The organism is Bacillus sp. FSL K6-6540, assembly GCF_038007545.1.
Genome location: NZ_JBBOXH010000001.1, coordinates 182,819 through 206,185, shown reverse-complemented (window position 1 = coordinate 206,185; position 23,367 = coordinate 182,819). Strand labels below are relative to the sequence as shown.

General features: G+C 52.0%; 29 protein-coding genes. 6 read left to right on the top strand and 23 right to left on the bottom strand.

The genetic code is table 11. The annotated features are described in order from the left end of the window. Window positions 1-26: 26 nt before the first annotated feature. The 6 genes from MHH82_RS01010 to MHH82_RS00985 all read right to left on the bottom strand — a co-directional run bounded on the left by MHH82_RS01010 (window position 27) and on the right by MHH82_RS00985 (window position 6,363). Window positions 27-1,823, bottom strand: coding sequence for an ABC transporter ATP-binding protein (locus MHH82_RS01010; RefSeq protein ID WP_012818429.1), 1,797 nt, complete (start codon window positions 1,821-1,823; stop codon window positions 27-29). Window positions 1,824-2,146: 323 nt separating this feature from the next. Then, window positions 2,147-2,416, bottom strand: a complete 270-nt coding sequence (locus tag MHH82_RS01005) for an HPr family phosphocarrier protein (RefSeq protein WP_006207570.1) — start codon at window positions 2,414-2,416, stop codon at window positions 2,147-2,149. Window positions 2,417-2,517: 101 nt separating this feature from the next. Further along, window positions 2,518-3,447: a DNA-binding protein WhiA gene (gene whiA, locus MHH82_RS01000; protein ID WP_009593666.1), complete on the bottom strand. Its 930-nt coding sequence runs from the start codon at window positions 3,445-3,447 to the stop codon at window positions 2,518-2,520. A 5-nt stretch (window positions 3,448-3,452) separates the two neighbouring features. Then, a complete protein-coding gene (locus MHH82_RS00995; protein ID WP_175320789.1) occupies window positions 3,453-4,394 on the bottom strand; it encodes a gluconeogenesis factor YvcK family protein in 942 nt (313 codons plus the stop codon). A gap of 57 nt (window positions 4,395-4,451) precedes the next feature. Beyond that, window positions 4,452-5,360: an RNase adapter RapZ gene (gene rapZ, locus MHH82_RS00990; RefSeq protein ID WP_009593644.1), complete on the bottom strand. Its 909-nt coding sequence runs from the start codon at window positions 5,358-5,360 to the stop codon at window positions 4,452-4,454. Window positions 5,361-5,412: 52 nt separating this feature from the next. Then, window positions 5,413-6,363, bottom strand: coding sequence for an ROK family glucokinase (locus MHH82_RS00985; protein WP_009593637.1), 951 nt, complete (start codon window positions 6,361-6,363; stop codon window positions 5,413-5,415). A gap of 312 nt (window positions 6,364-6,675) precedes the next feature. Here MHH82_RS00985 and MHH82_RS00980 point away from each other — a divergent pair, with 312 nt between their 5' ends. Genes MHH82_RS00980 through MHH82_RS00965 form a run of 4 tightly spaced genes read left to right on the top strand, consistent with a single transcriptional unit; the run spans window position 6,676 to window position 10,139 of the window. Further along, window positions 6,676-7,599, top strand: coding sequence for an ABC transporter ATP-binding protein (locus MHH82_RS00980; protein ID WP_012818426.1), 924 nt, complete (start codon window positions 6,676-6,678; stop codon window positions 7,597-7,599). Window positions 7,600-7,601: 2 nt separating this feature from the next. Continuing rightward, window positions 7,602-8,348, top strand: a complete 747-nt coding sequence (locus tag MHH82_RS00975) for an ABC transporter permease (protein WP_012818425.1) — start codon at window positions 7,602-7,604, stop codon at window positions 8,346-8,348. 20 nt (window positions 8,349-8,368) lie between these two features. After that, window positions 8,369-9,595 carry a sensor histidine kinase gene (locus tag MHH82_RS00970; protein ID WP_340962582.1) on the top strand — a complete coding sequence of 409 codons (1,227 nt, stop codon included), beginning with the start codon at window positions 8,369-8,371 and terminating at the stop codon, window positions 9,593-9,595. Beyond that, a complete protein-coding gene (locus MHH82_RS00965; protein WP_340962580.1) occupies window positions 9,528-10,139 on the top strand; it encodes a response regulator transcription factor in 612 nt (203 codons plus the stop codon). Before MHH82_RS00970 ends, MHH82_RS00965 begins: the two co-directional genes overlap by 68 nt. A 125-nt stretch (window positions 10,140-10,264) precedes the next feature. Here the strand turns inward: MHH82_RS00965 and MHH82_RS00960 are convergent, their stop codons facing one another. The 16 genes from MHH82_RS00960 to MHH82_RS00885 all read right to left on the bottom strand — a co-directional run bounded on the left by MHH82_RS00960 (window position 10,265) and on the right by MHH82_RS00885 (window position 20,990). Next, on the bottom strand, window positions 10,265-11,278 hold the full coding sequence (locus MHH82_RS00960; protein ID WP_012818422.1) for a serine hydrolase domain-containing protein: 1,014 nt from the start codon (window positions 11,276-11,278) through the stop codon (window positions 10,265-10,267). A 121-nt stretch (window positions 11,279-11,399) separates the two neighbouring features. Further along, window positions 11,400-11,624, bottom strand: coding sequence for a LytR/AlgR family response regulator transcription factor (locus MHH82_RS00955; protein ID WP_260871485.1), 225 nt, complete (start codon window positions 11,622-11,624; stop codon window positions 11,400-11,402). Window positions 11,625-11,962: 338 nt separating this feature from the next. Next, window positions 11,963-12,160 (bottom strand): hypothetical protein, encoded by a 198-nt coding sequence (locus MHH82_RS00950; protein ID WP_012818421.1) that lies wholly within the window; start codon window positions 12,158-12,160, stop codon window positions 11,963-11,965. Between the two features lie 318 nt (window positions 12,161-12,478). Then, window positions 12,479-12,655, bottom strand: a complete 177-nt coding sequence (locus MHH82_RS00945) for a hypothetical protein (RefSeq protein WP_009595674.1) — start codon at window positions 12,653-12,655, stop codon at window positions 12,479-12,481. 104 nt (window positions 12,656-12,759) lie between these two features. Continuing rightward, window positions 12,760-13,509, bottom strand: a complete 750-nt coding sequence (locus MHH82_RS00940) for a DUF3891 family protein (protein WP_012818420.1) — start codon at window positions 13,507-13,509, stop codon at window positions 12,760-12,762. Window positions 13,510-13,533: 24 nt separating this feature from the next. Beyond that, the gene (locus tag MHH82_RS00935) at window positions 13,534-13,737 is read right to left on the bottom strand and encodes a DUF4177 domain-containing protein (protein ID WP_009595662.1); all 204 of its coding nucleotides are present in this window, start codon (window positions 13,735-13,737) and stop codon (window positions 13,534-13,536) included. A 70-nt stretch (window positions 13,738-13,807) separates the two neighbouring features. Continuing rightward, window positions 13,808-14,269, bottom strand: coding sequence for an NUDIX domain-containing protein (locus MHH82_RS00930; protein WP_012818419.1), 462 nt, complete (start codon window positions 14,267-14,269; stop codon window positions 13,808-13,810). A 184-nt stretch (window positions 14,270-14,453) separates the two neighbouring features. Next, on the bottom strand, window positions 14,454-14,930 hold the full coding sequence (locus tag MHH82_RS00925) for a hypothetical protein (protein WP_012818418.1): 477 nt from the start codon (window positions 14,928-14,930) through the stop codon (window positions 14,454-14,456). Window positions 14,931-14,978: 48 nt separating this feature from the next. After that, complete coding sequence (locus tag MHH82_RS00920; RefSeq protein WP_340962573.1) at window positions 14,979-15,665, bottom strand: hypothetical protein; 687 nt, start codon at window positions 15,663-15,665, stop codon at window positions 14,979-14,981. A 35-nt stretch (window positions 15,666-15,700) separates the two neighbouring features. Next, a complete protein-coding gene (locus MHH82_RS00915; RefSeq protein WP_036662810.1) occupies window positions 15,701-16,807 on the bottom strand; it encodes a VanZ family protein in 1,107 nt (368 codons plus the stop codon). 292 nt (window positions 16,808-17,099) lie between these two features. Further along, window positions 17,100-17,513: a hypothetical protein gene (locus tag MHH82_RS00910; RefSeq protein ID WP_340962571.1), complete on the bottom strand. Its 414-nt coding sequence runs from the start codon at window positions 17,511-17,513 to the stop codon at window positions 17,100-17,102. Between the two features lie 120 nt (window positions 17,514-17,633). After that, entirely contained in the window at window positions 17,634-18,203 is a 570-nt protein-coding gene (locus MHH82_RS00905) for a GNAT family N-acetyltransferase (protein WP_340962569.1), read from the bottom strand. 44 nt (window positions 18,204-18,247) lie between these two features. Continuing rightward, entirely contained in the window at window positions 18,248-18,742 is a 495-nt protein-coding gene (locus tag MHH82_RS00900; protein WP_145040425.1) for a GNAT family N-acetyltransferase, read from the bottom strand. A 19-nt stretch (window positions 18,743-18,761) separates the two neighbouring features. Beyond that, a complete protein-coding gene (locus MHH82_RS00895) occupies window positions 18,762-19,538 on the bottom strand; it encodes an aminoglycoside 3'-phosphotransferase (protein WP_251500079.1) in 777 nt (258 codons plus the stop codon). A 168-nt stretch (window positions 19,539-19,706) separates the two neighbouring features. Next, complete coding sequence (locus MHH82_RS00890; RefSeq protein WP_012818411.1) at window positions 19,707-20,048, bottom strand: DUF2642 domain-containing protein; 342 nt, start codon at window positions 20,046-20,048, stop codon at window positions 19,707-19,709. Between the two features lie 123 nt (window positions 20,049-20,171). Beyond that, the gene (locus MHH82_RS00885; RefSeq protein ID WP_340962564.1) at window positions 20,172-20,990 is read right to left on the bottom strand and encodes a methyltransferase domain-containing protein; all 819 of its coding nucleotides are present in this window, start codon (window positions 20,988-20,990) and stop codon (window positions 20,172-20,174) included. A 187-nt stretch (window positions 20,991-21,177) separates the two neighbouring features. Between MHH82_RS00885 and MHH82_RS00880 the strand changes: the two genes are divergently transcribed. Then, a complete protein-coding gene (locus MHH82_RS00880) occupies window positions 21,178-21,633 on the top strand; it encodes a GNAT family N-acetyltransferase (RefSeq protein WP_340962563.1) in 456 nt (151 codons plus the stop codon). Window positions 21,634-21,718: 85 nt separating this feature from the next. Further along, window positions 21,719-22,201 (top strand): spore coat protein, encoded by a 483-nt coding sequence (locus tag MHH82_RS00875; protein WP_096777125.1) that lies wholly within the window; start codon window positions 21,719-21,721, stop codon window positions 22,199-22,201. Window positions 22,202-22,322: 121 nt separating this feature from the next. On the opposite strand, the gene trxB is transcribed toward MHH82_RS00875, so the two are convergent. Further along, window positions 22,323-23,276, bottom strand: a complete 954-nt coding sequence (gene trxB / locus MHH82_RS00870; RefSeq protein ID WP_145040435.1) for a thioredoxin-disulfide reductase — start codon at window positions 23,274-23,276, stop codon at window positions 22,323-22,325. Window positions 23,277-23,367: the final 91 nt, after the last annotated feature.

Here is a 23,367-nt window from a genome sequence, read left to right as displayed (position 1 = left end):
TCCTTCTATGGCTCTACAAGCTGCCTTTAAGCCTCGATTGCCTCATTCATCTGCAGCTGCTGAACGGCAAACTCCCTGTACATATCATGCTGCCCGATCAATTCATCATGCGTTCCCCGGCCGGTCACCGTTCCTTTTTCTATAAATATGATCTGATCGGCCCCCACCACCGTGGATAACCGGTGCGCGATAATGATCGTCGTCCGTCCAGCCATGAGGTTCTTGAGTGCCTTCTGCACCTCGATCTCGGAACGGCTGTCCAGACTGGAGGTGGCTTCGTCCAGCATCAGGATCTTGGGATCCCGCAGCAGAGCCCTGGCGATGGCAATCCGCTGCCGCTGTCCGCCCGAGAGCTTCACGCCCCGTTCACCCACATCCGTATCAAAGCCGCTTGGCAGCTCATCGATAAATCCATCGGCATACGCCATTTCTGCCGCTCTTCGAAGCTCAGCGTCACTCACTTCCCGGTCCATTCCGTAACATAAGTTGTCGCGTATGGTTCCGGCAATCATCGGACTTTCCTGCGATACATAGCCGATCAATCCGCGCCAGGAACGTAAGGAGAAAGTATCTATGGGTGTCTTGCCCAAGCGAATCTGTCCCTTCTGGGGCAGGTAGAAGCGCTCCAGCATGGAGAACAGCGTCGTTTTCCCTCCGCCGCTCGGCCCGACCACGGCCGTGACCGTCCCCGGCTCCATCTGAAAGCTGATATCATGCAGCACAAGCTCATCGGGCTTATACCCGAACGAAAGGTTCTCGATCGACACCCGCTGGTTGGCATCCGCCACCTCGTCACCGGCCGTAATGGATTCTTCGTCTGCATCCAGGGTCTCCAATATTCGCTCCGTCGCTCCCTTCGCCTTCTGCAGCTGGGTAAAAAACGTCGTTAACTGCGTCATCGGCATGACGATCTGAATCAGGTACAGGATGAACGCAACCAGCTCTCCCGCGGTCAGTGCTCCGGTGGATACCTGCAGTCCGCCATACCCGATCACCACCACCAGCAGCATCATCAGCACAAAAGACATCAGCGGTGCGATCCAAGCAGAGACTACGCCTTCCTTGATACCGAAATTCAGCAGGTTGGTGATGCCTTTGTTCCCGTTCTCATACTCTCTATTCTCCGCATTCGAGGCTTTAACCAGCCGAATCTCCGACAGCACTTGGCTGATATTCGCCGTAAACGACGCCGTCTCGTCCTGCATGCCCAGCGATATTTTGTACATCTTCCTGCCGAGCGGGACAAGGATCAGCGCCGCAATCGGAATGACGATAAACATCGTCAGCGTCATTTTCCAGTTTAGATAAAGGAGCACCCCAATGGAACCCACAATGGAGATGATCCCGCTAAAGAATCCGGCCACATGGTCCGATATGAGGCTTTTGATCACTCCTGTATCATTCGTCATCCGGCTGACCGATTCCCCCGAACGGTTATGATCGAAATAGCGGATCGGCAGCACAAGCAGCTTTTTCCACAGCCGCTCCCTCAGGGCAGCCACCATCTTTTGTCCCGTATAGCTTAACAGAAAAATCGAGACCCCGGCAGCAATCGTCTGCACCACAAACGCGATGCCGAGCCCGATGATATGGGACCGATTCATATCCGTCAGCGAGAAGCCATCCACCAGGCTTTTCGTAAACATCGGTATGACAAGCCCGACCAAGGTTGAGATCACATTCAGCAGGATCGCCCCGATCAGCAGCAGCATCGGCGGTTTCGTTTCCTTCAATAACCGGAAGAACGCCTGGGAACCTGCTTTCTTGCTCCCGGCCTGTTCTTCGCGCTTGATTTCCTGTATAGCAGTACCCGTTGAACTCATTGTATTCCCTTCCCTTCCCATCCCTTTATATTGTCTGTAAGAAGAGAATATATCAGCAAGTTAAACTGAAGTTAAACGAAGGCTTACGATTCGGAAAACAACGCAAAATAACCCCACCAAGTGGAGCTTATGCTTCGATGCTTATTCCCAATGCTTTGACGGCGACCCCAAAAACGGATTTAAAAAAGGACGGATGTCTCCGCCCCTTCTCTTCCATCCATTCTTATGTACGCGACACACAAGCGAGAATCCAAAGGCAGCGCCTGATAGCAAAAAAAGCCTTGCTGTAACAAGACTTTTCTTAAACTTGAATCACGGTTACCCTATTGGTTCTCGAGTTCCTCTTTGCTCACCAAGTTCACGAGTGAAGTAACCGCTTGCTCAGCGTCAGCTCCCTCAGCACTAATGTAAACTTCCGTTCCTGAGCTGATCGCAAGGCTCATAATTCCCATGATACTTTTGGCATTTACTTTTTTATCATCTTTTTCAACAAAAATTTCAGATGAGTATTTATTCGCTTCCTGAACGAACAGCGCGGCCGGTCTGGCGTGAAGACCCGTCTTTAACCGAACGACTACCGGGTGCTTTGTCATGAAAATTACCCCCTATCTAATAAATCTGCTGCATTGAAAGCGCGATTGACATTTTATAATATTATACCATTTTACCATACAGGACACTAGAAGAAAAAATCTTAAGCATTCCGAATCTTTTCGGCCAATTCATCGATTTTGCGCAGACGGTGATTGACGCCTGATTTGCTGACGGTTCCTTTGAGCAATTCGCCGACTTCCTTCAGGTTCATATCCGGATGAGCCAGCCGAATCTCTGCCACTTCCCGCAGTTTATCGGGCAAATTCTCAAGACCCACTTCCTTTTGGAGCAGCTTGATGTTCTCAATCTGACGGACGGCCGCGCCGATCGTTTTGTTCAGGTTGGCGGTCTCGCAGTTCACGATCCGGTTCACCGAATTGCGCATGTCCCTCATAATGCGGACATCCTCGAACTTGAACAAAGCCTGATGGGCACCGATCAAATTGAGGAATTCGATGATTTTCTCGCCTTCCTTGATGTAGAAGATGAAACCCTTCTTCCGCTCGATGCAGCGTGCGTTCAGATGAAATTCATTCGCCAGGTCCACCAGGGACTGGCAATGCTCCTCATACATCGAGGCAATTTCCAGATGGTACGAAGACCCCTCCGGGTTGTTCACGGATCCGCCTGCCATGAAGGCCCCTCGCAGATAAGCCCGCTTACAGCAATTTTTGCGAACGATCTGCTCGTCGATGCGCGATTGAAACAGAAAGCCTTCGGAAACGATGCGAAGCTCTTTTAGAATCTCCTGAACCTGGGCGGGAATACGAACGATATATACGTTATTCTTCTTCAAACGCATTTTTTTACGCACCAAAAGTTCGGTATGCGCCTGGAAATGCTTCTTAATTAAGGAATAAATACGTCTTGCAATCGCGGCATTTTCCGTCGAAATATCCAGGATTACCTTTTTGTTCGAAAGCTGAACAGAGCCGTTCATCCGAATGAGCGCGGACAGTTCGGCTTTTTCACAGCAGCTCTGGCTTTCGATCATCGTCAGTTCTTTCTTCGTCTGTGCCGCAAAGGACAAGGTACTCACCCCTTTCGTGTAATCCAATCCTGTACCAGCTGAAAAATATGATTGCTCAGCTTGTCAGCGTCATGCCTTAAGTATGTTCTAAATAGCACAAGCTTATCGGCAATAAGTTTATATCCTCGGCTGGTCACCTCATCGCGGTCCAGCAGAACGGGCTTCGCGCCCTTCTGTGCATACTTGTCCTGAACCTGAGGCGGAATCTCACCATCATTAACAATAACATAATCGAACAGATGAAGACCAATATGGTCGTAAACGGCCTGCAAATGATCGCTCACCGTATAATTATCGGTTTCTCCCGGCTGCGTCATCACGTTGCACACAAACATTTTGATCGCTTCGGACGAGACAATGGCTTCGGCAAGCTTGGGAACCAGCAAATTGGGCAAAATGCTTGTGTACAGACTGCCCGGACCGATCAGAATCGCATCGGCCTGTTGAATCGCTTCCAGCGCTTCCGGCAGCGGTTCCACATGTTCCGGCTCCAGGAAGATCCGCTTGATGCGGCGCCCGGCCTCCGGGATTTTGGATTCGCCGGTCACAATCGTGCCGTCCTCCATCTCCGCATGCAGAATGACAGCTTCGCCCGCTGCGGGCAGCACCTGTCCGCGAACAACAAAAACCCGGCTCATCTCCTTGACTGCCGTGACAAAATCACCGTGCAAATCCGTCATGGCAGCCAGGATCAAATTGCCGAGGCTGTGCCCGGCCAGTCCCGAGCCATTCTTGAAACGGTATTTCAATATATCGGATAACAGCGGCTCCACATCCGCGAGTGCTGTCAGTACATTACGAATATCTCCCGGAGGCGGCATCTGCAACTCGCTACGCAGTATGCCGGAGCTACCCCCGTCATCCGCAACGGTGACGATGGCCGTAATATCGAGAGGCTTTTCTTTGAGTCCCCGCAGCATGACGGACAGCCCGGTTCCTCCACCCATCACGACGATGCGGGGGCGCTTTCTAGCTTGCACAGCCACATTTATCACTTCCCTTAATTAATGCCGATCCCGCTCAGAATCGCGGTGGCTCACCGATACCGTCTCCGTTTCGCTGACGCCCAGCATTTTGCCGAGATACTCGGCAATCGCTACGGAACGATGCTTCCCGCCGGTACAGCCAATGCCGATGATCACCTGACTCTTGCCTTCCTTGCGGTACTGCGGGATCAAGAAATGCAGCATATCGAGCAGTTTGGTCAGAAAAGCTTGCGTCTCCGGCCATTTCATGACGTACTCGTATACATCGCTGTTTTGGCCGGTATTGGGCCGCAGATGCTCCACATAATGCGGATTGGGCAGAAAACGCACATCAAACACCAGATCGGCGTCAATCGGAATACCGTACTTAAATCCAAAAGATGTAATGTTGACCGATAACGTGCTGCTCTCCAAATGCGTGAAGCGAGAGATGATCTTCTCCTTCAACCGCACAGGCTTCATGTTGCTGGTATCGATGACCTGGGTGGCCGAATTCTTCAGTTCATCCAGCATTTTGCGCTCCAATCGGATACCGTCAAGCGGCATGCCTTCCGGAGCGAGCGGATGGCGGCGACGGCTTTCCTTGTAACGCTGAACAAGCACGGAGTCCGTGGCATCCAGGAACAGAATCTCGCAGTGGATGGTGAAGTGGTCCTTGATGTAATTCAGCGACTCCGATAAAGCGGTGAAAAATTCGCGGCCACGCAGGTCGATGACCAATGCAACCTTGCCGATCTTACCCTTCGATTGATCGATCAGCTCCGCGAATTTCGGAATGAGCACCGGGGGCAGGTTATCGACGCAAAAGAATCCAAGATCCTCCAGACTTTGTACGGCCAAGGTCTTACCTGCTCCCGACATCCCGGTGATGATGATCAGGGTGGCCATGGATGATGTGTTGCTGCCGCGATCGGCTGCTTCCAGCATCAGCTTTCCCTCCCTTTATAAGTTTAGATCAGACGAAGTATGGTGAATAATACTACGAACGCAAGTGCAAACCGGCTGCGCCAACAACGCCGGCGTCGTTGCCAAGCTCAGCTGGAACGATCCGTACGCCGCGTTGAAGCGGTTCCGGTGTCAGTTTAGCAAATACGGCACGAACTTCATTAAACAGAATGTCCCCGGCTTTGGATACGCCGCCGCCGATGATAAACGCTTCGGGATTTAACACGGCCGCAACGGCTGCCATGGATTTGCCGAGGTAATAAGCTGCGCGATTCACGATGCGAATGGCGACTTCATCGCCCGCTTTCGCAGCATCAAACACTTCCTTCGCCGCAATGCTCTCCACATGCGCAAGGGAAGTGCGGTCGCCGCGCTCAACGGCATCCTTCGCCATGCGGATAATGCCGGTTGCCGATGAAACCGTCTCCAGGCAGCCCATTTCGCCGCATCCGCATTGAATGGCTTCCAGATCAGGCACGACCGAGATATGCCCAAGCTCGCCGGCCATGCCGCCGAAGCCTTGATAAATTTTGCCGTTTACAATAATGCCGCCGCCCACGCCGGTTCCCAGCGTGTAGCATACGCAGTTCTCAACGCCGCGTCCTGCGCCGCTCCAAGCCTCACCCAGGGCAGCCACATTGGCGTCGTTGTCTATTTTGACGGGCTTGCCGAGACGCTCTTCAAGCAGTGCGCGAATCGGTACATCTTTAAATCCTACATTCGGTGCCAGAATGATGATGCCTTCACGTATATTGGTAAACCCGGCGAAACCAGCTCCCACACCAGCAAGTTGATCCCAGCTGTATGGCGATTCTTCCACAATGTGACGCACATATTTCTCAATGTTGTCAATAACCGTGTCAACGCCTTTGGCTGTTTCCGTCGGCCCTTCGTACTTCTGCAGAAGATGCCCTTCTTCGTTACATATTCCAACTTTAATAGCTGTTCCGCCAAGATCGACACCGACGTAGATGTTCTCAGACATGTTTCAAGCCACCTTTTTCCTTCTATATTATAGATTGCTCCTACTGTACCCACTATAATTGAAGGCACTCCTGCGGTCAAGAGAAGACAACCGGACGTGAAACTGGAACCAGCCCTTTAAATTCGCATGTGTAAACGCATACACGCACATCCGAAATCGCCCCTGTTTGTTCATAATCTTGCTTCCCCAACTCCCCCCGATAAATCCAACATGACAAAAGTCACTCCGAAGTGATGACATCCTTTACTAACGGCAACTCCTTCGCTTTCGTATGATGAGAACAGATCATTTCGATTACGGAGGAGCGATTCCATGACAAACCCAATCCATGAACCTATTGCAGAGCTGCGGCAGGTAACCAAGATGTTTGGCAGCAAAAAAGCCGTCAACCAAGTGTCGTTTACGATAGAAAAAGGATCCATCACAGCCATTCTCGGTCCTAACGGCGCCGGCAAATCAACCGCCATCTCCATGATGCTGGGCCTTAAGGACGCCAGCGAAGGCAAGGTTCTCCTGTTCGGCCAAAGCCCGAAGGACTTGAAGGTCAGAGAGAAGATCGGCGCCATGCTCCAAGAAGTCAGCGTCATGGACGGGCTTCGCACACGCGAGATCATCAACCTCATTCGCGGCTATTATCCGAATCCGCTGTCGCTTGACGACATCGCCCTGCTAAGCGGGCTTACACCCGAGGAGCTTAACAAATGGGCCATTAAAATGTCCGGCGGCCAGAAACGCAAGCTCAGCTTTGCGCTGGCGATTGCAGGCAATCCCGAGCTGTTATTCTTCGACGAGCCGACGGTCGGCCTGGATACCTCGGCACGCCGGTTATTCTGGCAGACGGTGCGCAAGCTGGCCGATCAAGGAAAAACCATCCTGTTCACCACGCACTACCTGCAAGAGGCGGACGATATGGCAGACCGCATTCTGCTGTTCCATCAGGGTCAGGTGGCTGCAGACGGCACGCCGGAAGCGATCAAAGCCAAGCTGACCCGAAGGTCGGTCTCCTTTATCGTGGATGCAGACCACCGGCAGGTCAAGGAGCTGCTGCGTGAAGTACCCGGCGTCACCGATGTGTTTGAGAACAATGGCCGTTTGAACGCCGTCACGGATGATACGGACACGGCGCTGGCTGCCTTGTTCCGAGCCGGGCTCGCCGTACGCGACGTTCGCATCGATCAAGGAAGTCTGGATGAAGCATTTGACCAATTAACGATGGATCAAGGGGAGGCCGTATAATCATGACAACCTGGAAACTGATTACCTTACAATGCAGAATGGAATTGCTTCGGATGGTACGCAATCCGTATTATATTTTCTGGTCGCTGGCGATGCCGATCCTGTTCTATTTCATTTTTACCCGCGTCGTGAATACGGGGGCGGACGATGCCGGACAATGGCAGGCGCATTATCTCATGTCGATGGCATCCTTCAGCGTCATGGGGACCGCCATCATGTCCCTCGGCATACGACTCGTTCAGGAACGAGTACAGGGCTGGGCCGTATACATGCGTGTAACGCCGCTTCCCGGCAGCGTGTACTTCTTCGGCAAAATGTTTGTGCAGACGGTTATGCATCTGCTCTGCATCATCGTGATTTTCGTAGCCGGCTACCTGATTAACGGCGTCTCCCTCACCTTCGGACAGTGGCTGCTAAGCGGACTGTGGATTCTGATCGCATCCGTTCCGTTTCTTGCCATCGGCACCCTGATCGGCTCCATGAAACGGGTCGATACGGCAAGCGGCGTCAGCAACGGCATCTACTTGGGACTGGCCGTTACGGGCGGGATGTGGTTCCCGATCGAAGCGATGCCTTCTATCATGCAGGCCATCGGCAAGTGGATGCCTTCCTACCATTTCGGCGGAGGCGCCTGGTCGATCGTGCGCGGAGAAGCGCCGGGCCTGGACAATTTCATGGTTTTGGCAGGATATTTGGTCGTATTTATGTTACTATCCACCTATATTCGGAAAAAACAACAAGCCGATTAAGGAGATAGGATGATGGCTTCATGAAAAAATTGAAAGAGGCAAAATCCGCAGGGTTCGAGGTGTTTCCAACGCAGCTGGGGTTTTTCCCCTATTTATGGCTCATTTATATGTCCCTTCCCGTGATCAACATGCTGCGCGAGGAAGGCTGGAAGATGGGGATCGGCTTTGCGCTGATCGGCTTGTTTCTTGTCACCTACCGCCAGCTCTACTTCGCCGCGGGTACCCCTCGTTTCTTTGTGTGGCTGGGCATTCAGATGTCCATCATTTTCATTCTCTGCATGTGGTATCACCCGACCTACATGTACATGGGCTTTTTTACGGCCAATTTCATCGGCTGGTATACCGACCGGCGCAAATTCACGATATCCCTTGTACTGTTTGGCATCATCGAGACGATTCCTTTAATCAAGAACGCGAGCATGCTGGGAAAGGATCTGCTCTTTATGATTCCTTTCTTTCTCATCATGCTGTTTTCGCCCTTCGGCATCCGCTCGCTGAACCGGCGACAGGAGTTGGAGAGGGAGCTCGCCGAGGCTAACGAGCAAATCCGTAATCTGATTAAAGGCGAAGAGCGGATGCGTATTGCCAGGGATCTTCACGACACCTTGGGTCATACCCTGTCTCTCATCACGTTGAAGAGCCAGCTTGTGGAGAAGCTGGCGGCGAAGGACCCCTTGAAGGCCCAACTGGAAGCCCGGGAGATCCAGAATACCTCGCGGGCCGCGCTTCGCCAAGTGCGTGAACTGGTATCCGACATGCGGACCGCCACCCTGCCCGAGGAATTATTGGAGGCCCAGATCATTCTGGAGAGCGCCGATATCCAGCTGGTCTCCACCGGTGATCCCAAGCTGGAGGGCATATCCGATTTGGCCCACAACATTCTGAGCCTCTGCTTGCGGGAAGCCGTGACCAACGTGGTAAAGCACAGCCAGGCAAGCCAGTGCCGAATCGACATCGAGTCGCTGGATAATGAATGGCGGCTGTTGGTAGCGGACAACGGAATCGGCCTTAAGGGCAACGATGATGGGGCATCCAGTACCGACAGCAATGGCTTGAAGGGGATGGCGGAACGACTGTCCCTCATCGGGGGCACCGTTGAGGCCGTCTCCGAGCCGCAAGGCACGAAATTGAGCATTCGCGTTCCGATCATCATCAAGAACCGGAAGGAGGAAACCACCCATGAGCATCAAAGTGCTGATAGCCGAGGACCAGCGAATGCTGCGCGGCGCTCTGGCTTCCTTGCTTGATTTTGAAGACGATATCGATGTGATCGGTCAAGCCGGCGACGGCGAGGAAGCCCTATCGCAGATTGCCTTCCATCAACCGGATGTTTGCTTGCTGGATATCGAAATGCCTGTGCGCAGCGGCCTCGAGGTGGCGGAGGAAGTAAAGCGGCGCGGGTATGCCAGCCGGGTTATCATCCTGACTACGTTCGCCAGGCCCGGTTATTTCGAGCGGGCCGTACAGGCCGGGGTCCAAGGATACCTGCTCAAGGACGAGCCCAGCGAACGGCTGGCGGAAGCCATCCGGAGAGTGATGGATGGGCGCCGGGAAGTTTCCCCTGAACTCGTATTCGGGACGTTGTCCGGTGCGGGTGCCAACCCGCTTACCGAACGCGAACGGGAAGTGCTGCGGCTGGCCGCAGACGGAAACAGCTCCAATGATATCGCAGCGAAGCTGCACTTGTCCTACGGAACGGTCCGCAACTATATGTCCGAGATTCTAAGCAAGCTGAATGCCAAGAACCGGATCGAGGCCATCTCGTTGGCGGAAGAGAAGGGATGGATATAGGCCGGCAGCCCCTGGAGGCCTTTGCGAGGCGCAGGCGGTATGGCTTAATACGGTTTGTAAACGACCGTCCCATAGAGAAACAGCCCCGGGCGAGTTCATTGCCCGGGGCTGTTTTTATCACTGTATCAATTGAATAAAGCTTCCTCTATGGTTTGCATCATTTCAAAAGCGCCGTCGCTGGCATTGGATGCCACGACCAACGTATGCCCGGTGTCCGGATAATACGCGGATCGGAAATTCACGCCAGGGTCGTAGCCCATGACATGATATTTGTACACATTTCCATTCTTCTCGGTGATCCAAACGCCAAGCCCATATTTCAGGTCACTCTCCGGGTCGTGCGAATGGGCAGCCAGCAGCTGCTCCGTCATCGATGCCGAGAGCAGCGTATTGGACAAGAGCCCTCTCCATAGCTTTGCCATGTCCGGCGCCGTCACATACGCCCCGCCATCGGCATAACCCTGAATCGGAATGGCATACTGATTCGTTCTCCACGTACCGTCCTCCTCATCGATATACCCGTAAGCCGTATTCGCGGGCAGACGATCCAGCGGGAAATATCCCGAATCGTTCATGCCGCAAGGCTCAAAAACAAACTGCTGGACATAATCCCGAAACGACAGGCCGGCATGCTGTTCAACGATCAGGCCAAGCAACACAAAGCCTGCATTGTTATAGTGGAATCTCTCGCCGGGTTGAAATTTCATCGGCTCATTCTGGAACAAAGGGAGAAAGTCCCTTCCACTCCGGAGCGTATACATCGGCACGGCCTTCCACAAATCCTCAAAGTCGTCCATGACCTCTTCATCAAAGTAATCGGGAATACCCGAGGTGTGGCTCAGTAGATGAAACACCGTAATCTCCGGGCTAACATGCGGCAGGCGAATATCCAGACACTCGCTCAGCTTGCTGTCCAGCGACAGCTTGCCTTGTTCAATAAGCTGGCAAACCGCAATCCCGGTGAACAGCTTGCAGCCTGAAGCGATGCCGAACCTGGTGTCCCCTTGATTCGGGATGCGGTCGGCCCGATTGGAATAGCCGAAGGCGGCATTCCATATGATGTTGCGATTTTGATCCGTTAAGAGCACCGTTCCTGAAAAATGGCTGTTGGCAGCCCATTCCTCCATTTTATGTATCATCTGTTGATCCCATCCTTTATCTAGGATAGGCATATTTTAACATGAATGAGCAAAGGGGATCCCGGTACAAGACCAGTTTAACGAAAAAATACCCTGAATTCCGGAATTGCGTTCCCGCCCATCAGAGGGAACCCCGCTCATGCCTGCACTGCTCCAGCTGCGTAACCGTGAGGCTGAAACGTTCCGGATCCACCGGCTTCAATAAATAATGGCGGGCATCCCACCCCGGCGATTCCGCGGCTTCGGCCGTCACATAGACGATACGAACGTCTGGTTCAAGCTGTACCAGTCTTTCACCTGCTTCCAGCCCGGTCATTCCAGGCATATCAATGTCCAAAAATACAATATCCGCCTTGCAGGATCACCATTGCTCTATTGCATCCTGAGCCCGGGTGAACATACCTGCCACCTGCAGGCGCCCATCACGTTCAATGAGCCGCTGCATCACGCGCCGCTTTTTGTTCATGGCTGACCTACTTCTCTATATAAATGTTAGGATTCTGCCAACATAGAGCTGCAAAGCTACCCCATATATCGGCATTTGGAATCAAGATGAAGAATTCCCTATAATCTATTCTCTGCAAGCATGAAAAAAACCCTCCTGCCAACCGTGGCGAATTCATCATTTATGAATCCGGTTCACGGCTTGCTAGAAGGGCTGACTTATACAATTTACATATTGGACTAATATTTCGCCCACATGGTCAGCAGAATTACCGGGACCGCAAAAATAAGCAAACCGACCCCGATCATTGCGGCGACCTGCAGCATAAATGCTTGTTTGGATGGACCGGACGGCTGCGGTATTCCGCATTGAACGCAACGATTGGAGGCAGCATATACCTTACCGCCGCAGCTGACACAAATCCCATGATTCCTCATGATTAACGCTCCTTTGCTTGTTAAAACAACATCGACATCAAGACATTTCTATATCGGTTAACATGCTGTGATGAATCGAAGCCCGGCCGACCGCCATTAAAAAGCAATCATGGATGCCGGATTTTTTATTTGTGAATATTATCACATAAATACGATCACAAGTAAAGACATGAATCCTTTATGATCCATGTTATCGGAACCTCCCCCTTCTCCGGATAAGATCAAAGCCTGAAACCAGCACAAAACCAGGAAGCCTGCGGCTCCCTGGTGTATGCTTCTTTCCTGAAATCTAATCCGGACCACCCTGCGGGAGGGGGGTTATTTGTTCTTGGCATGCAATACCAAGTTTCCTACTCCACCAATCGCAAACAACAAGGAAACGATTCCGAATCCCCATTGCCATGAGCTTCGATCCGTTATGAAAACAACCACCAAGAACGCTATCGCGGCCAAAAAATTAAGCAGTGCCACGATCAAAAATTCTTTTTTCTTCATTGTTCATCCTCTACATTCCTACAGAATCAAGTCTGTCCAGTCTACGTGCCGCTGTCGTGATCATATCATATTTTGGGCTGCGAAGTATGATTGCTTATTCACGCTCACCGTATAAATGTTATCGTCTGCTCGGTCCACGGCGCACCATCAAAAGCCTTCGCCACTCCCTGAGCAACAATCTCCGCCTTCAGCACGTATTTCCACTTCACCGTAGCCGACCATGCTCCTTCGAACAAAAACGGACTCAATCGGATCTCATGTTCGCTGGCCCAGGCCGCCACGACCCTTTCCCCATCGATCGTCATATCGAAGCCCTCTTTGAACCATGGATGCTCCTGATCCTTGGAAACACCCGGCGCGTTCATGTTCACATAGAGCGAGATGTCGTCGCACAGCTGCAGCAGGCCAAACTGCCTGTGAATCACGGCTTCGCCCGGAAACGAATAATGATCACGCAGCCGTTTTTGCCGGTCCAGCTCGTCATGATAGAATTCCACCAGCGGCGCTTCGGTGGCGTTTTTCATAAATGACGCGAAATGAAGGCTGCAGAGATACCCTGCATACGGACTCATCGCTTCGATCTCATCTACGCCCTTGGTATACATTAGCATCTTCGGCATGACCGGATAATCGATAAAAGTGAACGGAGTCCGGCTTGCATCATTCCAGATCGGCGTATCATCCATCCGAAGCCAGGCGCGGTCATGCTCGGTTATAGCCAGCAGCACTTCTTCCCTAACCGTCTCATCCATAAACAGCTCTCTCCGAAAGCCCCGGGCCACATCGCCGGAGAAGCGGCCATGGTCGTCCTGGGTCGTCATAACAAAAGCATCTTCCGTCTCGCGAATGATCATCCGATCATCTCCCTTCGATTCGTCTTACCCCAGATACGCCTTTCGTTTCATCACCGCAATGATATCTCTGGATTGGCCTTGATGCACGCTCGTATCGAAGCACGAGATCAATTCCCAGCCGTCAATCCCGTAGCTGTTCAGTAAATCCTCGAATTCCTCTTCGTTCACTTTCCCCCCAAGGAATCCTCCGGTTTTGTATTTCAGCGTTTTGTATTCCCATTGATCCATAGTCGGCATCCCCCGTTATCCCATTGATTTTGACAACAAACCTCGAGACCTTCCAACCTGCAGACATCCATCAGTTCGTATCCCCGACATAGCAAACCGCTGAGCGTCCCGCTTTATCCATGAGCGGCTTGACCAGCGAGCGGGGATATATTCGAATCCCATCCAATGAAGACAAATCGATCCATTCCACGCCCACCTGGTATTCATCCGGGTTATGTCCTTGAAACAGATCCCCCTCATCCGCCAAACGGCATTCAAAATAAAACTCCACTTGGTGCACGTCGGAATCCCATTCCGCGAACTCGTGATTGGACCCTATGTATTCACGGACATGCAGCAGATCTTGAACTTCCACCCTGCGCCCGATTTCCTCCAGGCACTCCCTAACCACGGCTTGCACCAAGGTTTCGCCCTTCTCTTGCCCGCCGCCAGGGAACAGATAGAAGTCCCCCCATTGGTCTACATTCTTCGTTAAAAGGATTTGGTGATCTCGGACAATCATCGCTTTGGCCGAGTTTCGAATCGGTTTCATGGGCAATCTCCTTATCGTAACGTTTCTTTCTATTTTCTATTGTAGCAAAAATAAATCCTCTATAGGCGAACCCACTGTCTGCATATTGGTACAAACCGATAACAAGCCGGTATACCATGAGCATGCTCAAAGAATACCGGCTTGTTTTGCGCTGGAAGCATAACTCTCGTTCCGACTCTTTTTGCTAGCGCCTGTATGAGCCATCCTTCCGCTTCTTTAATACGATGACCGCCACGCACCCAACGATCAACAGGATCAGCCCTGCGGCAATCCAATCCTTGATGACCATCCACGAAACACGGGCACCCCCATACTCGCCCTCATAATGAGCCATAAGATAGCCGGCCTGCGTCTCAACCGCTATGGCGGTTTCGGGGGCGATTCCCTGGACCGCATAGTATTTCGTACCCTTCGGGTACACATTGGAGAAGTTACCGCCGTAAGTCCCTTCCCGATCCGTATGGTAGGTGACCTTACCCACCACGTCTCCAAGCGCAGACGCTTCCACGGGATTTTCCGACATGACATAGATCTTCCCGTCATTCACGACAAACGAATAAGCCCATGAGGCAAGCGCAGCGGGCGATGAACACATGACCAACAGCAGAAGCGTAATCAGCGATATTTTCATATACCTTTCCGTGCGAAGAAAATTCGGCATGGTCCACCTCGGATATCAGAGTCATGTACCTTCGTTCGTAACAGGAGGCTATTTCACCTGCTTGCTCCTGCCATCGACGATCAGCTCGATGCCCGGCTTGTTCGTCCCTCCCGACATACTGTAGGAAGGGTCCGGCTGGTCCAAGAAACCGTCAAAGGTTTCGCGAATTTCTATCCGGCCTCGTGGCCGAACCGGAACCACCTTAGGCTCGAAATCAATCACCCTTCCGCCAACATCCACGCTTAGCGGACGTACCGTAACCTGCCGCTCGGTGCCGTAACTGTAAATTTGAATCTGGCAGCGTGCCAGAATAACCTCGTTCTCTGTACGATATTCGCAGTTGCTGTCTTTTTTGGAATAGGCGACGGTGGATATTCCGCTGGAATTGAAATTGGCCACAAACATGACGGACTCCGATACGAATGGAAAAACGACGATCCATGCGACACAGCCGATCATTACCCGGCTCATGATCTTCGGATAAAGCGGGCGATAAATGCTCGTTACCCGCAGAATGCCGATCGTCAATAAGATAAGACCTGCAATAACGGGCAGATGAAGACCATAGTTCCCTTTCTTAGTCCATGGGGAGATCCCTGCCCAGCGGAACAGGTCATCCCCGAACGAATAGCCCAGATGCTGATTGGAAATGAAGAGCAAACCCAGGATGATGGCAGAAATGGAGAGGATTTTGCCTTTCAGTTGTATCTCCTCCTCGACGAATCCATTTTCCACATTATAACAAATAAGAAGACCCGTGGTAACCTGCTTTAATCCGCTTTATCCACGGGTTTATTCTCTACGATAGCGAGCCTTGTTCCACTCTTGGCCTCATGCAGCAGCTTCCGGTCGCGATGAATGAGACATAACAGCATGTGAAGGAACACAACTGCGTCCAGCAGCAATATCCCCAGCGCGTACATCGCAAGCAGGACATTAGAACCGGTAACATTAACCGTAATGAACAAGGCATGGAACCCGCCCCATACCACATAGAGCAGGCCGTTGCGGACAATCACTTCCTTCAGCTTCAGATGTTCGCCCGCTCCGCGGATCTGGACCCGGACGACCCATTTTCCCAGCGTCTGCCCCTGCATCATATAAGGCAGCACGATATAATATAAAATCACGGCAAAGAAGTATGCACCCCTCACGTTTATTACGGTCAGCACGCCAATGATCGGCAGTATGACCGCTGCATCAATGCCAAAAGCAATAGCCCGGCGCGTATAACTGACCCGCTTCTGCGACAGATCCACCTTCTCATCCAGACGATCCAGGCGGGGCAGGTGATTTTTCATCCAATCGGCCAGCACGAGGCCCATCATTCCGCCCAGGGTATTCATCAGCAGATCGTCCACGTCAAACAATCGGTACGGGTGATCATAGAAGCCGTAAATGCCGGTCACCTGGGTTACCTCAAAGAACAACGACAAGCCGAACGAGGCCGCCAGACATGCAACCCAGGACGCTCTCGCATAATAACGAAGGAACATGCCGAACGGCACAACGAGTAAGACGTTAAACACGACCTGCAAGAAGGCTCTCTCCTTCAACAAATGCGTGTAAGTCGATGGCACACCCCATACCACCTTGGTCTCCTTTAAGATGTCCTGTATGAAATTCAGCGGCATCCACTGCATAACCGAGGCCACATCCATCGGAGCATTATGGCGCGAGGCAGGCAAAGGAAGGAGCACAAGATACACTGCGTTCATCATGTACAGCAGGAATAAATACAGCAGAAATCCCCGGAATTTATTAAAATAACCATATTTGCGATACTGCACGATCAGAAAGGGAACTGCGCACAGCAAAGCCGCTATGGGAAAGGTTAAAAATGCATAGGATATCGGAAATAGATAGGCTTCCAGCATGCTCTCGTTCACTCCCTCCGTGATGTTCTACTTATAAAGTACAGGACCAAGTTTAAATGACGGGGATCCCTTCGTTTAAAATGCGTTTAAAAAACGCATAACCGCATCAAGGCCGACATGCCTGTCAGCCTCGCGCGTCGCAAACCGAATAACCCACACCATCAGTGTGGGCAGGGTCACCATATACAAGACGCATGGATTCAATGTCATCGGAATAACATGGTCGTTATTCCCGCCTTACGCGTTTATGTTGACGGGAGTCGGCCCCAGTCCTGCTTCCATGAAGTCCCGATTATTCCTTCCGTTTGCCGACGGCTTTTCCAAAGCTAATCTTTCGCGGAAGTCCCAGCTTGAATTCTTCACGGTGCCCATTCCACTCTATCTGGATCGTTAGATCCTTGTTCGGGTTCATCATATCGAGCAGATGCGCCAAATCCAGCGCACCCTTGGTCTCCTTCATGGCAGCATGGTCGGTCCCCACGATGATTCCGCCTTCCTGGAAGCGGCCCGTCATGTCCTCCAGCCGATAGTTAATCTGCCCATGTTCCAGAGGCTCCTTCCCCGAGTACTGAAGCTTCAGCTTTCCGCCAAGCGCATCCTGAAACACGGTAAGCTTCGCATTGACCTTATCCTGATGGGAAACGACATAAGTCGCTTTCCAAGACTCACCCTTACCTATCAAGGTCATGGTTTTATTTCGATTCACGGGACACCCCTCCTCACGCGGAACGACCAGCTATCTCGATTAGGCTTATATACATGATAACGAGCAAAAGAATGAAATGGTTTTTCAACTTTTCAAATAATGGAGGATTGTTGGTGGTTATCATCGACTCGGACCGGATCTGCCGCGCCCCGTCCGATACTCCATAATCCAGCAGTCCCGCAGCTCTCCTTCATGCCGTTCATGCTTCTCCAGCAGCCTGACCTTCCGAAAGCCGCACTTCTCGTAACAAGCGATGGCCCGTTCATTCCAAGCCTGCGGGTCCATCACGATCCGGTCGGCCTGCCTCTGAAACACGAGGTAATCCACCATGGAAGTCACAAGCCTCGTACCGATGCCTCGATTCCAATAATCCGGCTCCCCGATGAATTGATCCGTGGCGAATGTTCTGCCGACCGCATCGTTCCCGTCATACCCATACTCGCCTAACGTATCTTCATCGAGAAGATAGAACTGGATATACCCGATCGGCTTCCCCTCATATTCGATAATGCAGCGAGTCTCATCATCATCCACATAGAAATGCTCCCGCACCCGCTCCACGTCGTGAGGATTGTCCCGTCCCTCGTAATACTGCAGCACATCCGGATTGGACAGCCAAGAAGCTAAGGACGATTCATCTTTCTCCTCCAGCTCGCGAACCGTAATCGGCCCTGCCTCATACACCAGCATCGTTATTCCTCCATCCTTCTCATTAGAACATTCCATTTTTCGTTTCAGATTACATCCGCAACCATCGTAATAGAGGTTCCGCACATGCCTGCCTCCTGGAATCCGAAACGCTCATACAATTTTATAGCTGCGGCATTCTCCGGAGCGACGCTTAACGATACCTTTTGAATCCCCCGCTCCTTCATCCCACTGAACAATTCCTTCATCAGGGCGGTTCCTAGTCCTTGCCCGCGGGATTCGGGAATCAGCGCCATGCCCAGTTCCGGGATGTCATCGCTCACGTAACCGAACCCTTTGTTCCCTTCATCAAAATACCGGATGGTAATTGAGCCTGACGGCTTGCCTGCTGCATTCACGGCAATGTAGCCCAGATCGCCCGCGCGCCCCCAGTCCTCCACGTATTTTTTCATGAACGGCTCCTCAAGAATATCCCGGCTAAAAGGCTCCCCTCCCTCGGGCACATACAGGGACTCGTACAGCATCTCCCGCAAAAAGGGTGCGTCCTCCCGGCCTGCGACTCGAATATGATATGAATTCAATGTACATCTCCCTTTCTGCCTAGATTATCTCCGTCAGCGCCGTCCATAATGCCAGTCTTTCCGCATCGAAATCGGACCGGCCGTAATGGTCGAGGAAAACGTCCCTGTAGTCATCACTACCCAGATTATACCGCAGGGTCCATATTCCCCAGTAGAGGTCATAATGAAGGTCCCCAAATCCGCCGTTGCCCAGATCGATATAACCTTCAAGCTGAAAATCCCTCATGATCAGATTCGGCAGACAATAATCGCCGTGGAGCAGCACATCATGTTCCGCCGTTCCCTGCAGCGTCTCAAGGCATGACAGCGCCTGATCCCTTCCGCCCTGAAGCCCAACAATATCCCCCGATTTGTTCATAATCCCTTCCTGATACTCTTGCACAAGTTCAGCGGTTCGATTCGGATAAGGACAGTCGGTGGCAGATACAGAATGGAGATAACGCAAACTTTCCCCGAACACGGCAGCCAGCCTGTTCGGATCCTTCAGATGGCCACCCGACACCCCATCATCCCCTTTCAGGGCGGCGGTCAGCAGGTAATCGTTCTCACCCTGCTGTTCATAAGCCAGCACCTTGGGAGCCAGGCCTTTTCCGTGTAAGTAATCCGTCATGACCCCTTCTCTCTGTAATTCATCCCGTTTCGTTATCTTCAAAAACATCGGTTGGCTCGCTCCCTCGATGTACAGGGTTTTGGCCTGTTTTGAGGAGCTGCTGTCGTAGACGACGGCTGTCTGAAAATAGGGCTGCAAGCTTACAGGCAACGTCTTCATATCGAATGGAATACGTATTTTTTTCATCGTTCCTCCACGCCGGCTAATCCCCTCTGCCGGCCACAGTCCAATAGAATAAAGACGTCCCCATGGGAACGCCTTCGGATCTGTACTCTATGAATTGGCGATTCACCGGTCTAATCCTGCCCTATCAGCCGGTATTTTTTCGTTTAAACTATTTTGGATCCCTGTTTGTCAGAATGGAACTCCCTCGAAGTACACCACTTCGGCCAGCCGAATATGCAGTGCTTTGTTGTCCCCGATCGTCAGTTGGACATGGTCGACCACCACACCGGATAAAATCCCCTCGACTTTCCCCGCAGTGGTCATGATGACCACCTTGGCCCCTTTATGCCGGAGCAGATGGTCAATAAATACCGGTTCAACCAACGTAGCGTAGTGCATCGGCTGCGGGATTGCCGGGGTCCGGGGCGCGTAATACGGCGGTATAGGCTGGAGTGGAGGGTAGGCATAGTATCCCGGTGCATAACCTGCAGACGGCGCCGGATAACCGGCTGTGTTGACATGGTTGTTCAATGTAAGACCTCCCTTGCGATATGAATCCTACATCTTTATGTATGACCGGAAAGGGGCCGCTATGTTATCCCCCTCATATTTGTATAAAAAAGCAAGGATGTCTTTGATCTCAATTGCCACCCGTTACGCCTTCTGAGCAATCAACTTACTCATCGCATGCCGGTGCGGTATACCCGATGAGTTGCAATCAAAAATGACCTCCGGGCAGCTGTGAATCAGCCAATCGTGATAATGCATCATAAGCTCTCCGGACTTCCAGTCATAAGCATACGGCTCATCCTCGGGAGGAGGGGCAATGAACGGCTTCTGCACGAATACATTCAGGCAGTGGAGTCCCTCTGCCGAGGTGAATTTTTTGTAATTGGCAAAAATCTCCTCGCGATACTCGGGTCGGATATAATGCAGCACGCCGCTGGAATACAGCACGTCAAACTCCGAATCCAGACGGTAATCCGATATATCCGCCTTGAATACGTTCACGTGTACCCCGATGTGGTCGACCAATCGCTTCGTTTTCTCGATCCCCGCATCCGAAATGTCGAATGCCGTGACCTCATACCCGTTGCGGGCAAAAAACACGGCATCCTTCCCTTCCCCGCACCCGATATCCAGCAGCCTTACTCTTTTTGTCGGCGGGATCATTTCAAGCACCTGATAACAGGCTGCGTTCGGTTCCGTGCCCCAATAGTACTTCGGCGTTTTGTACTCTTCTTCATAGATACTGATCGGCTTGCCCGTCGAAGAATAACCAAACAGCTTATCGATGCTGACGTCCAGCAGCCGGGACAGCTCCGGAAGCAGCGCGATATCGGGCATGGTCTGCCCGGTCTCCCATTTGGATACCGCCTGGAACGTAACGCCAAGCTTGTGCGCCAATCCTTCCTGGGTAAGTCTCCGTTCTTTACGGTAACGATTAATATTTTTGGCCAACATGTCTCTCATATGGATCACGCTCCTATATAACCACATTGTAGGGACGTTGCGCGGGGCATACAATAACCTGGTCATTGAATCCCGGAGGAATTCAACCGCCCGTTGAAATCATCCAATTCCAGGAATTTGGCGATGCAGGCGTGGTACAATAAACCTGTTTATAACACCACTATCGATATCATAAGGGAGAACGCTCGTGAACATTAGAAAGCTGAATACTCATGAAGAAACGCCCCCTATGGACCTGCTCCTTCTTGCGGATCCATCGATAAGGCTTGTCAAAGAATACGTAAACCGCGGTCACTGCTATGTCGCTGAAGAAAGCTCACAACCCATCGGGGTCTACGTCCTGCTGCCCACCAGACCCGATACCATCGAACTGGTGAACGTTGCCGTAAGCGAGAATCTGCACGGCCGGGGCTATGGCAAACAGCTCGTAAATCATGCCATTGATCAGGCCCGGGAGCTCGGATATGCCACGATTGAAGTAGGAACAGGGAGTACCGGCGTGGAACAGCTGGCGCTGTACCAGAAATGCGGATTTCGAATGACAGGCATCGACCGGGATTTTTTTGTCCGTCATTATGATGAAGAAATCTACGAGAACGGCATGCGGCTCCGGGACATGGTGCGGATGTCCTTAGATTTGTAAGGTGATTCGGGTTGTGCTATGCACCGTTCCTCCATTCGGTGAATAGGCTATCGCATATTGATTTTTGGAGGAGAACCTATTGAGCATGAGTCACAATCCGAGACATCTCGCTTGGCACGAAACACTGGAGATTCATGAATTAACTGCCTTTCAGGCGAATCACTTGATGGCGTTCAAGATGTCAGTGCATGATATCAAAGACCCGGAGCTCCATGGACTGTATATGGAAGCGATCCAAGGGGTTGAACAGAACCTGAAGGAGCTTCTGCCTTATTATTCGGAAGCGCCCACGGGAACCCGCAGTCTCTCCGGTCCCGATCTGACGGCGTATTACGCAGGTCATCTGCTGGGGTTTGCCAAAACCTCGGTCCGAAGCTACGCCATTGCCATTACCGAGGCAGCAACTCCAAGCGTAAGAGAAACACTTCAGAAGCAGTTGAACAAAGCCATTGAACTGCACGGAAAAATCTTCTACTTCATGTATGCGCGCGGCCTGTATCCGTCTTACAATTTGAAGCAGCTGCTAGAGAATGACGTGAAAAATGCGAACAAAGCGCTGAGCTTGTAACTCAGCAAAAAAAGCCCCTGGCTAAACAGGTACGGATTTTACGAGATGTTTCCTCGCAAACCCGTCCGCCGTATAGCTCTGGGGCTTCTTCTTTTCAATAGATAATCCCTTAGGCAAGGAATTACTTATTCAGCGTCTCGCTCCAATCATGGACCATGTGGCCCTCGAGATATTTCTCGCAATCCATAGCGGCCATACAGCCTGTTCCTGCAGCCGTGATGGCTTGGCGATAACGCGTATCCTGAACGTCGCCGCAGGCGAATACGCCCGGGATGTTCGTCTCGGTCGTTCCTGGTTTAACCAAGATGTAGCCGGTCGGATCGGTTGTGATCTGATTGCCGAGGAAGCCCGTGTTCGGCGTATGTCCGATGGCCACGAACACGCCCTCCGCTTCGATCAGTTCTTCCTGGCCCGTTTCGTTGTTGCGGACCTTCAGCCCTTTAACTCCGGTATCGCTGGTTACCACCTCAACCGGCGTGCGGTCCAAAGCCCACTGGATCTTCTCGTTCTCGCGCGCGCGATCCTGCATGATCTTAGATGCACGCAGCTCGGTGCGGCGGTTCACCACCGTTACGCTGGAAGCGAAACGCGTCAGGAAGCTGGCCTCCTCCATTGCGGAGTCGCCGCCGCCGATGACAATGATTTTTTTCCCGCGGAAGAAGAACCCGTCGCATGTGGCGCATGTACTTACGCCCCGTCCAACGTTCTCCTGCTCTCCCGGAATTCCGAGATACTTCGCGGAAGCTCCCGTCGAGATAATCACGGACTCGGCCAGAAGCTCGCCCATGCCCTCGACATTCACCTTGAACGGACGCTCGGAGAAATCAACGGACTCGACCCAGGCACTCTTGAACTCTGCACCGAAGCGTTCCGCTTGTTGACGCATATTATCCATCAGCTCGGGACCCATGATGCCCTGCGGGAATCCAGGGAAGTTCTCGACCTCCGTCGTTGTCGTCAGCTGGCCTCCCGGTTGCATTCCTTCGATCACGAGCGGCTTCAAGTTTGCGCGTGCCAAGTAGATGGCTGCCGTCAATCCGGCAGGTCCTGTTCCGATTACGATTGATTTGTACATAGATACGGCCTCCTTTAAGGTGTCGATTTCTGTTGCATGCATTATCCTATTCAGGACTTACGGAATCTTCATGTACCATCATGTACCAAGG

Bases quoted from the DNA above. Each gene is read 5' to 3' on its own strand.
- MHH82_RS01010 (WP_012818429.1), bottom strand. From the start codon at position 1,823: ATGAGTTCAACGGGTACTGCTATACAGGAAATCAAGCGCGAAGAACAG.
- MHH82_RS00980 (WP_012818426.1), top strand. From the start codon at position 6,676: ATGACAAACCCAATCCATGAACCTATTGCAGAGCTGCGGCAGGTAACC.
- MHH82_RS00985 (WP_009593637.1), bottom strand. From the start codon at position 6,363: ATGTCTGAGAACATCTACGTCGGTGTCGATCTTGGCGGAACAGCTATT.
- MHH82_RS00960 (WP_012818422.1), bottom strand. From the start codon at position 11,278: ATGATACATAAAATGGAGGAATGGGCTGCCAACAGCCATTTTTCAGGA.
- MHH82_RS00945 (WP_009595674.1), bottom strand. From the start codon at position 12,655: ATGAAGAAAAAAGAATTTTTGATCGTGGCACTGCTTAATTTTTTGGCC.
- MHH82_RS00925 (WP_012818418.1), bottom strand. From the start codon at position 14,930: ATGCCGAATTTTCTTCGCACGGAAAGGTATATGAAAATATCGCTGATT.
- MHH82_RS00930 (WP_012818419.1), bottom strand. From the start codon at position 14,269: ATGAAACCGATTCGAAACTCGGCCAAAGCGATGATTGTCCGAGATCAC.
- rapZ (WP_009593644.1), bottom strand. From the start codon at position 5,360: ATGCTGGAAGCAGCCGATCGCGGCAGCAACACATCATCCATGGCCACC.
- MHH82_RS00970 (WP_340962582.1), top strand. From the start codon at position 8,369: ATGAAAAAATTGAAAGAGGCAAAATCCGCAGGGTTCGAGGTGTTTCCA.
- MHH82_RS00895 (WP_251500079.1), bottom strand. From the start codon at position 19,538: ATGAAAAAAATACGTATTCCATTCGATATGAAGACGTTGCCTGTAAGC.
- trxB (WP_145040435.1), bottom strand. From the start codon at position 23,276: ATGTACAAATCAATCGTAATCGGAACAGGACCTGCCGGATTGACGGCA.
- MHH82_RS00935 (WP_009595662.1), bottom strand. From the start codon at position 13,737: ATGGATCAATGGGAATACAAAACGCTGAAATACAAAACCGGAGGATTC.
- MHH82_RS00975 (WP_012818425.1), top strand. From the start codon at position 7,602: ATGACAACCTGGAAACTGATTACCTTACAATGCAGAATGGAATTGCTT.
- MHH82_RS00965 (WP_340962580.1), top strand. From the start codon at position 9,528: ATGAGCATCAAAGTGCTGATAGCCGAGGACCAGCGAATGCTGCGCGGC.
- MHH82_RS00885 (WP_340962564.1), bottom strand. From the start codon at position 20,990: ATGAGAGACATGTTGGCCAAAAATATTAATCGTTACCGTAAAGAACGG.
- MHH82_RS00875 (WP_096777125.1), top strand. From the start codon at position 21,719: ATGAGTCACAATCCGAGACATCTCGCTTGGCACGAAACACTGGAGATT.
- MHH82_RS00915 (WP_036662810.1), bottom strand. From the start codon at position 16,807: ATGCTGGAAGCCTATCTATTTCCGATATCCTATGCATTTTTAACCTTT.
- MHH82_RS01005 (WP_006207570.1), bottom strand. From the start codon at position 2,416: ATGACAAAGCACCCGGTAGTCGTTCGGTTAAAGACGGGTCTTCACGCC.
- MHH82_RS00995 (WP_175320789.1), bottom strand. From the start codon at position 4,394: ATGGGTGGAGGAACCGGGCTGTCCGTCATGCTGCGGGGACTCAAAGAA.
- MHH82_RS00905 (WP_340962569.1), bottom strand. From the start codon at position 18,203: ATGCTGGTGTATGAGGCAGGGCCGATTACGGTTCGCGAGCTGGAGGAG.
- MHH82_RS00940 (WP_012818420.1), bottom strand. From the start codon at position 13,509: ATGATCATTCGCGAGACGGAAGATGCTTTTGTTATGACGACCCAGGAC.
- MHH82_RS00950 (WP_012818421.1), bottom strand. From the start codon at position 12,160: ATGAGGAATCATGGGATTTGTGTCAGCTGCGGCGGTAAGGTATATGCT.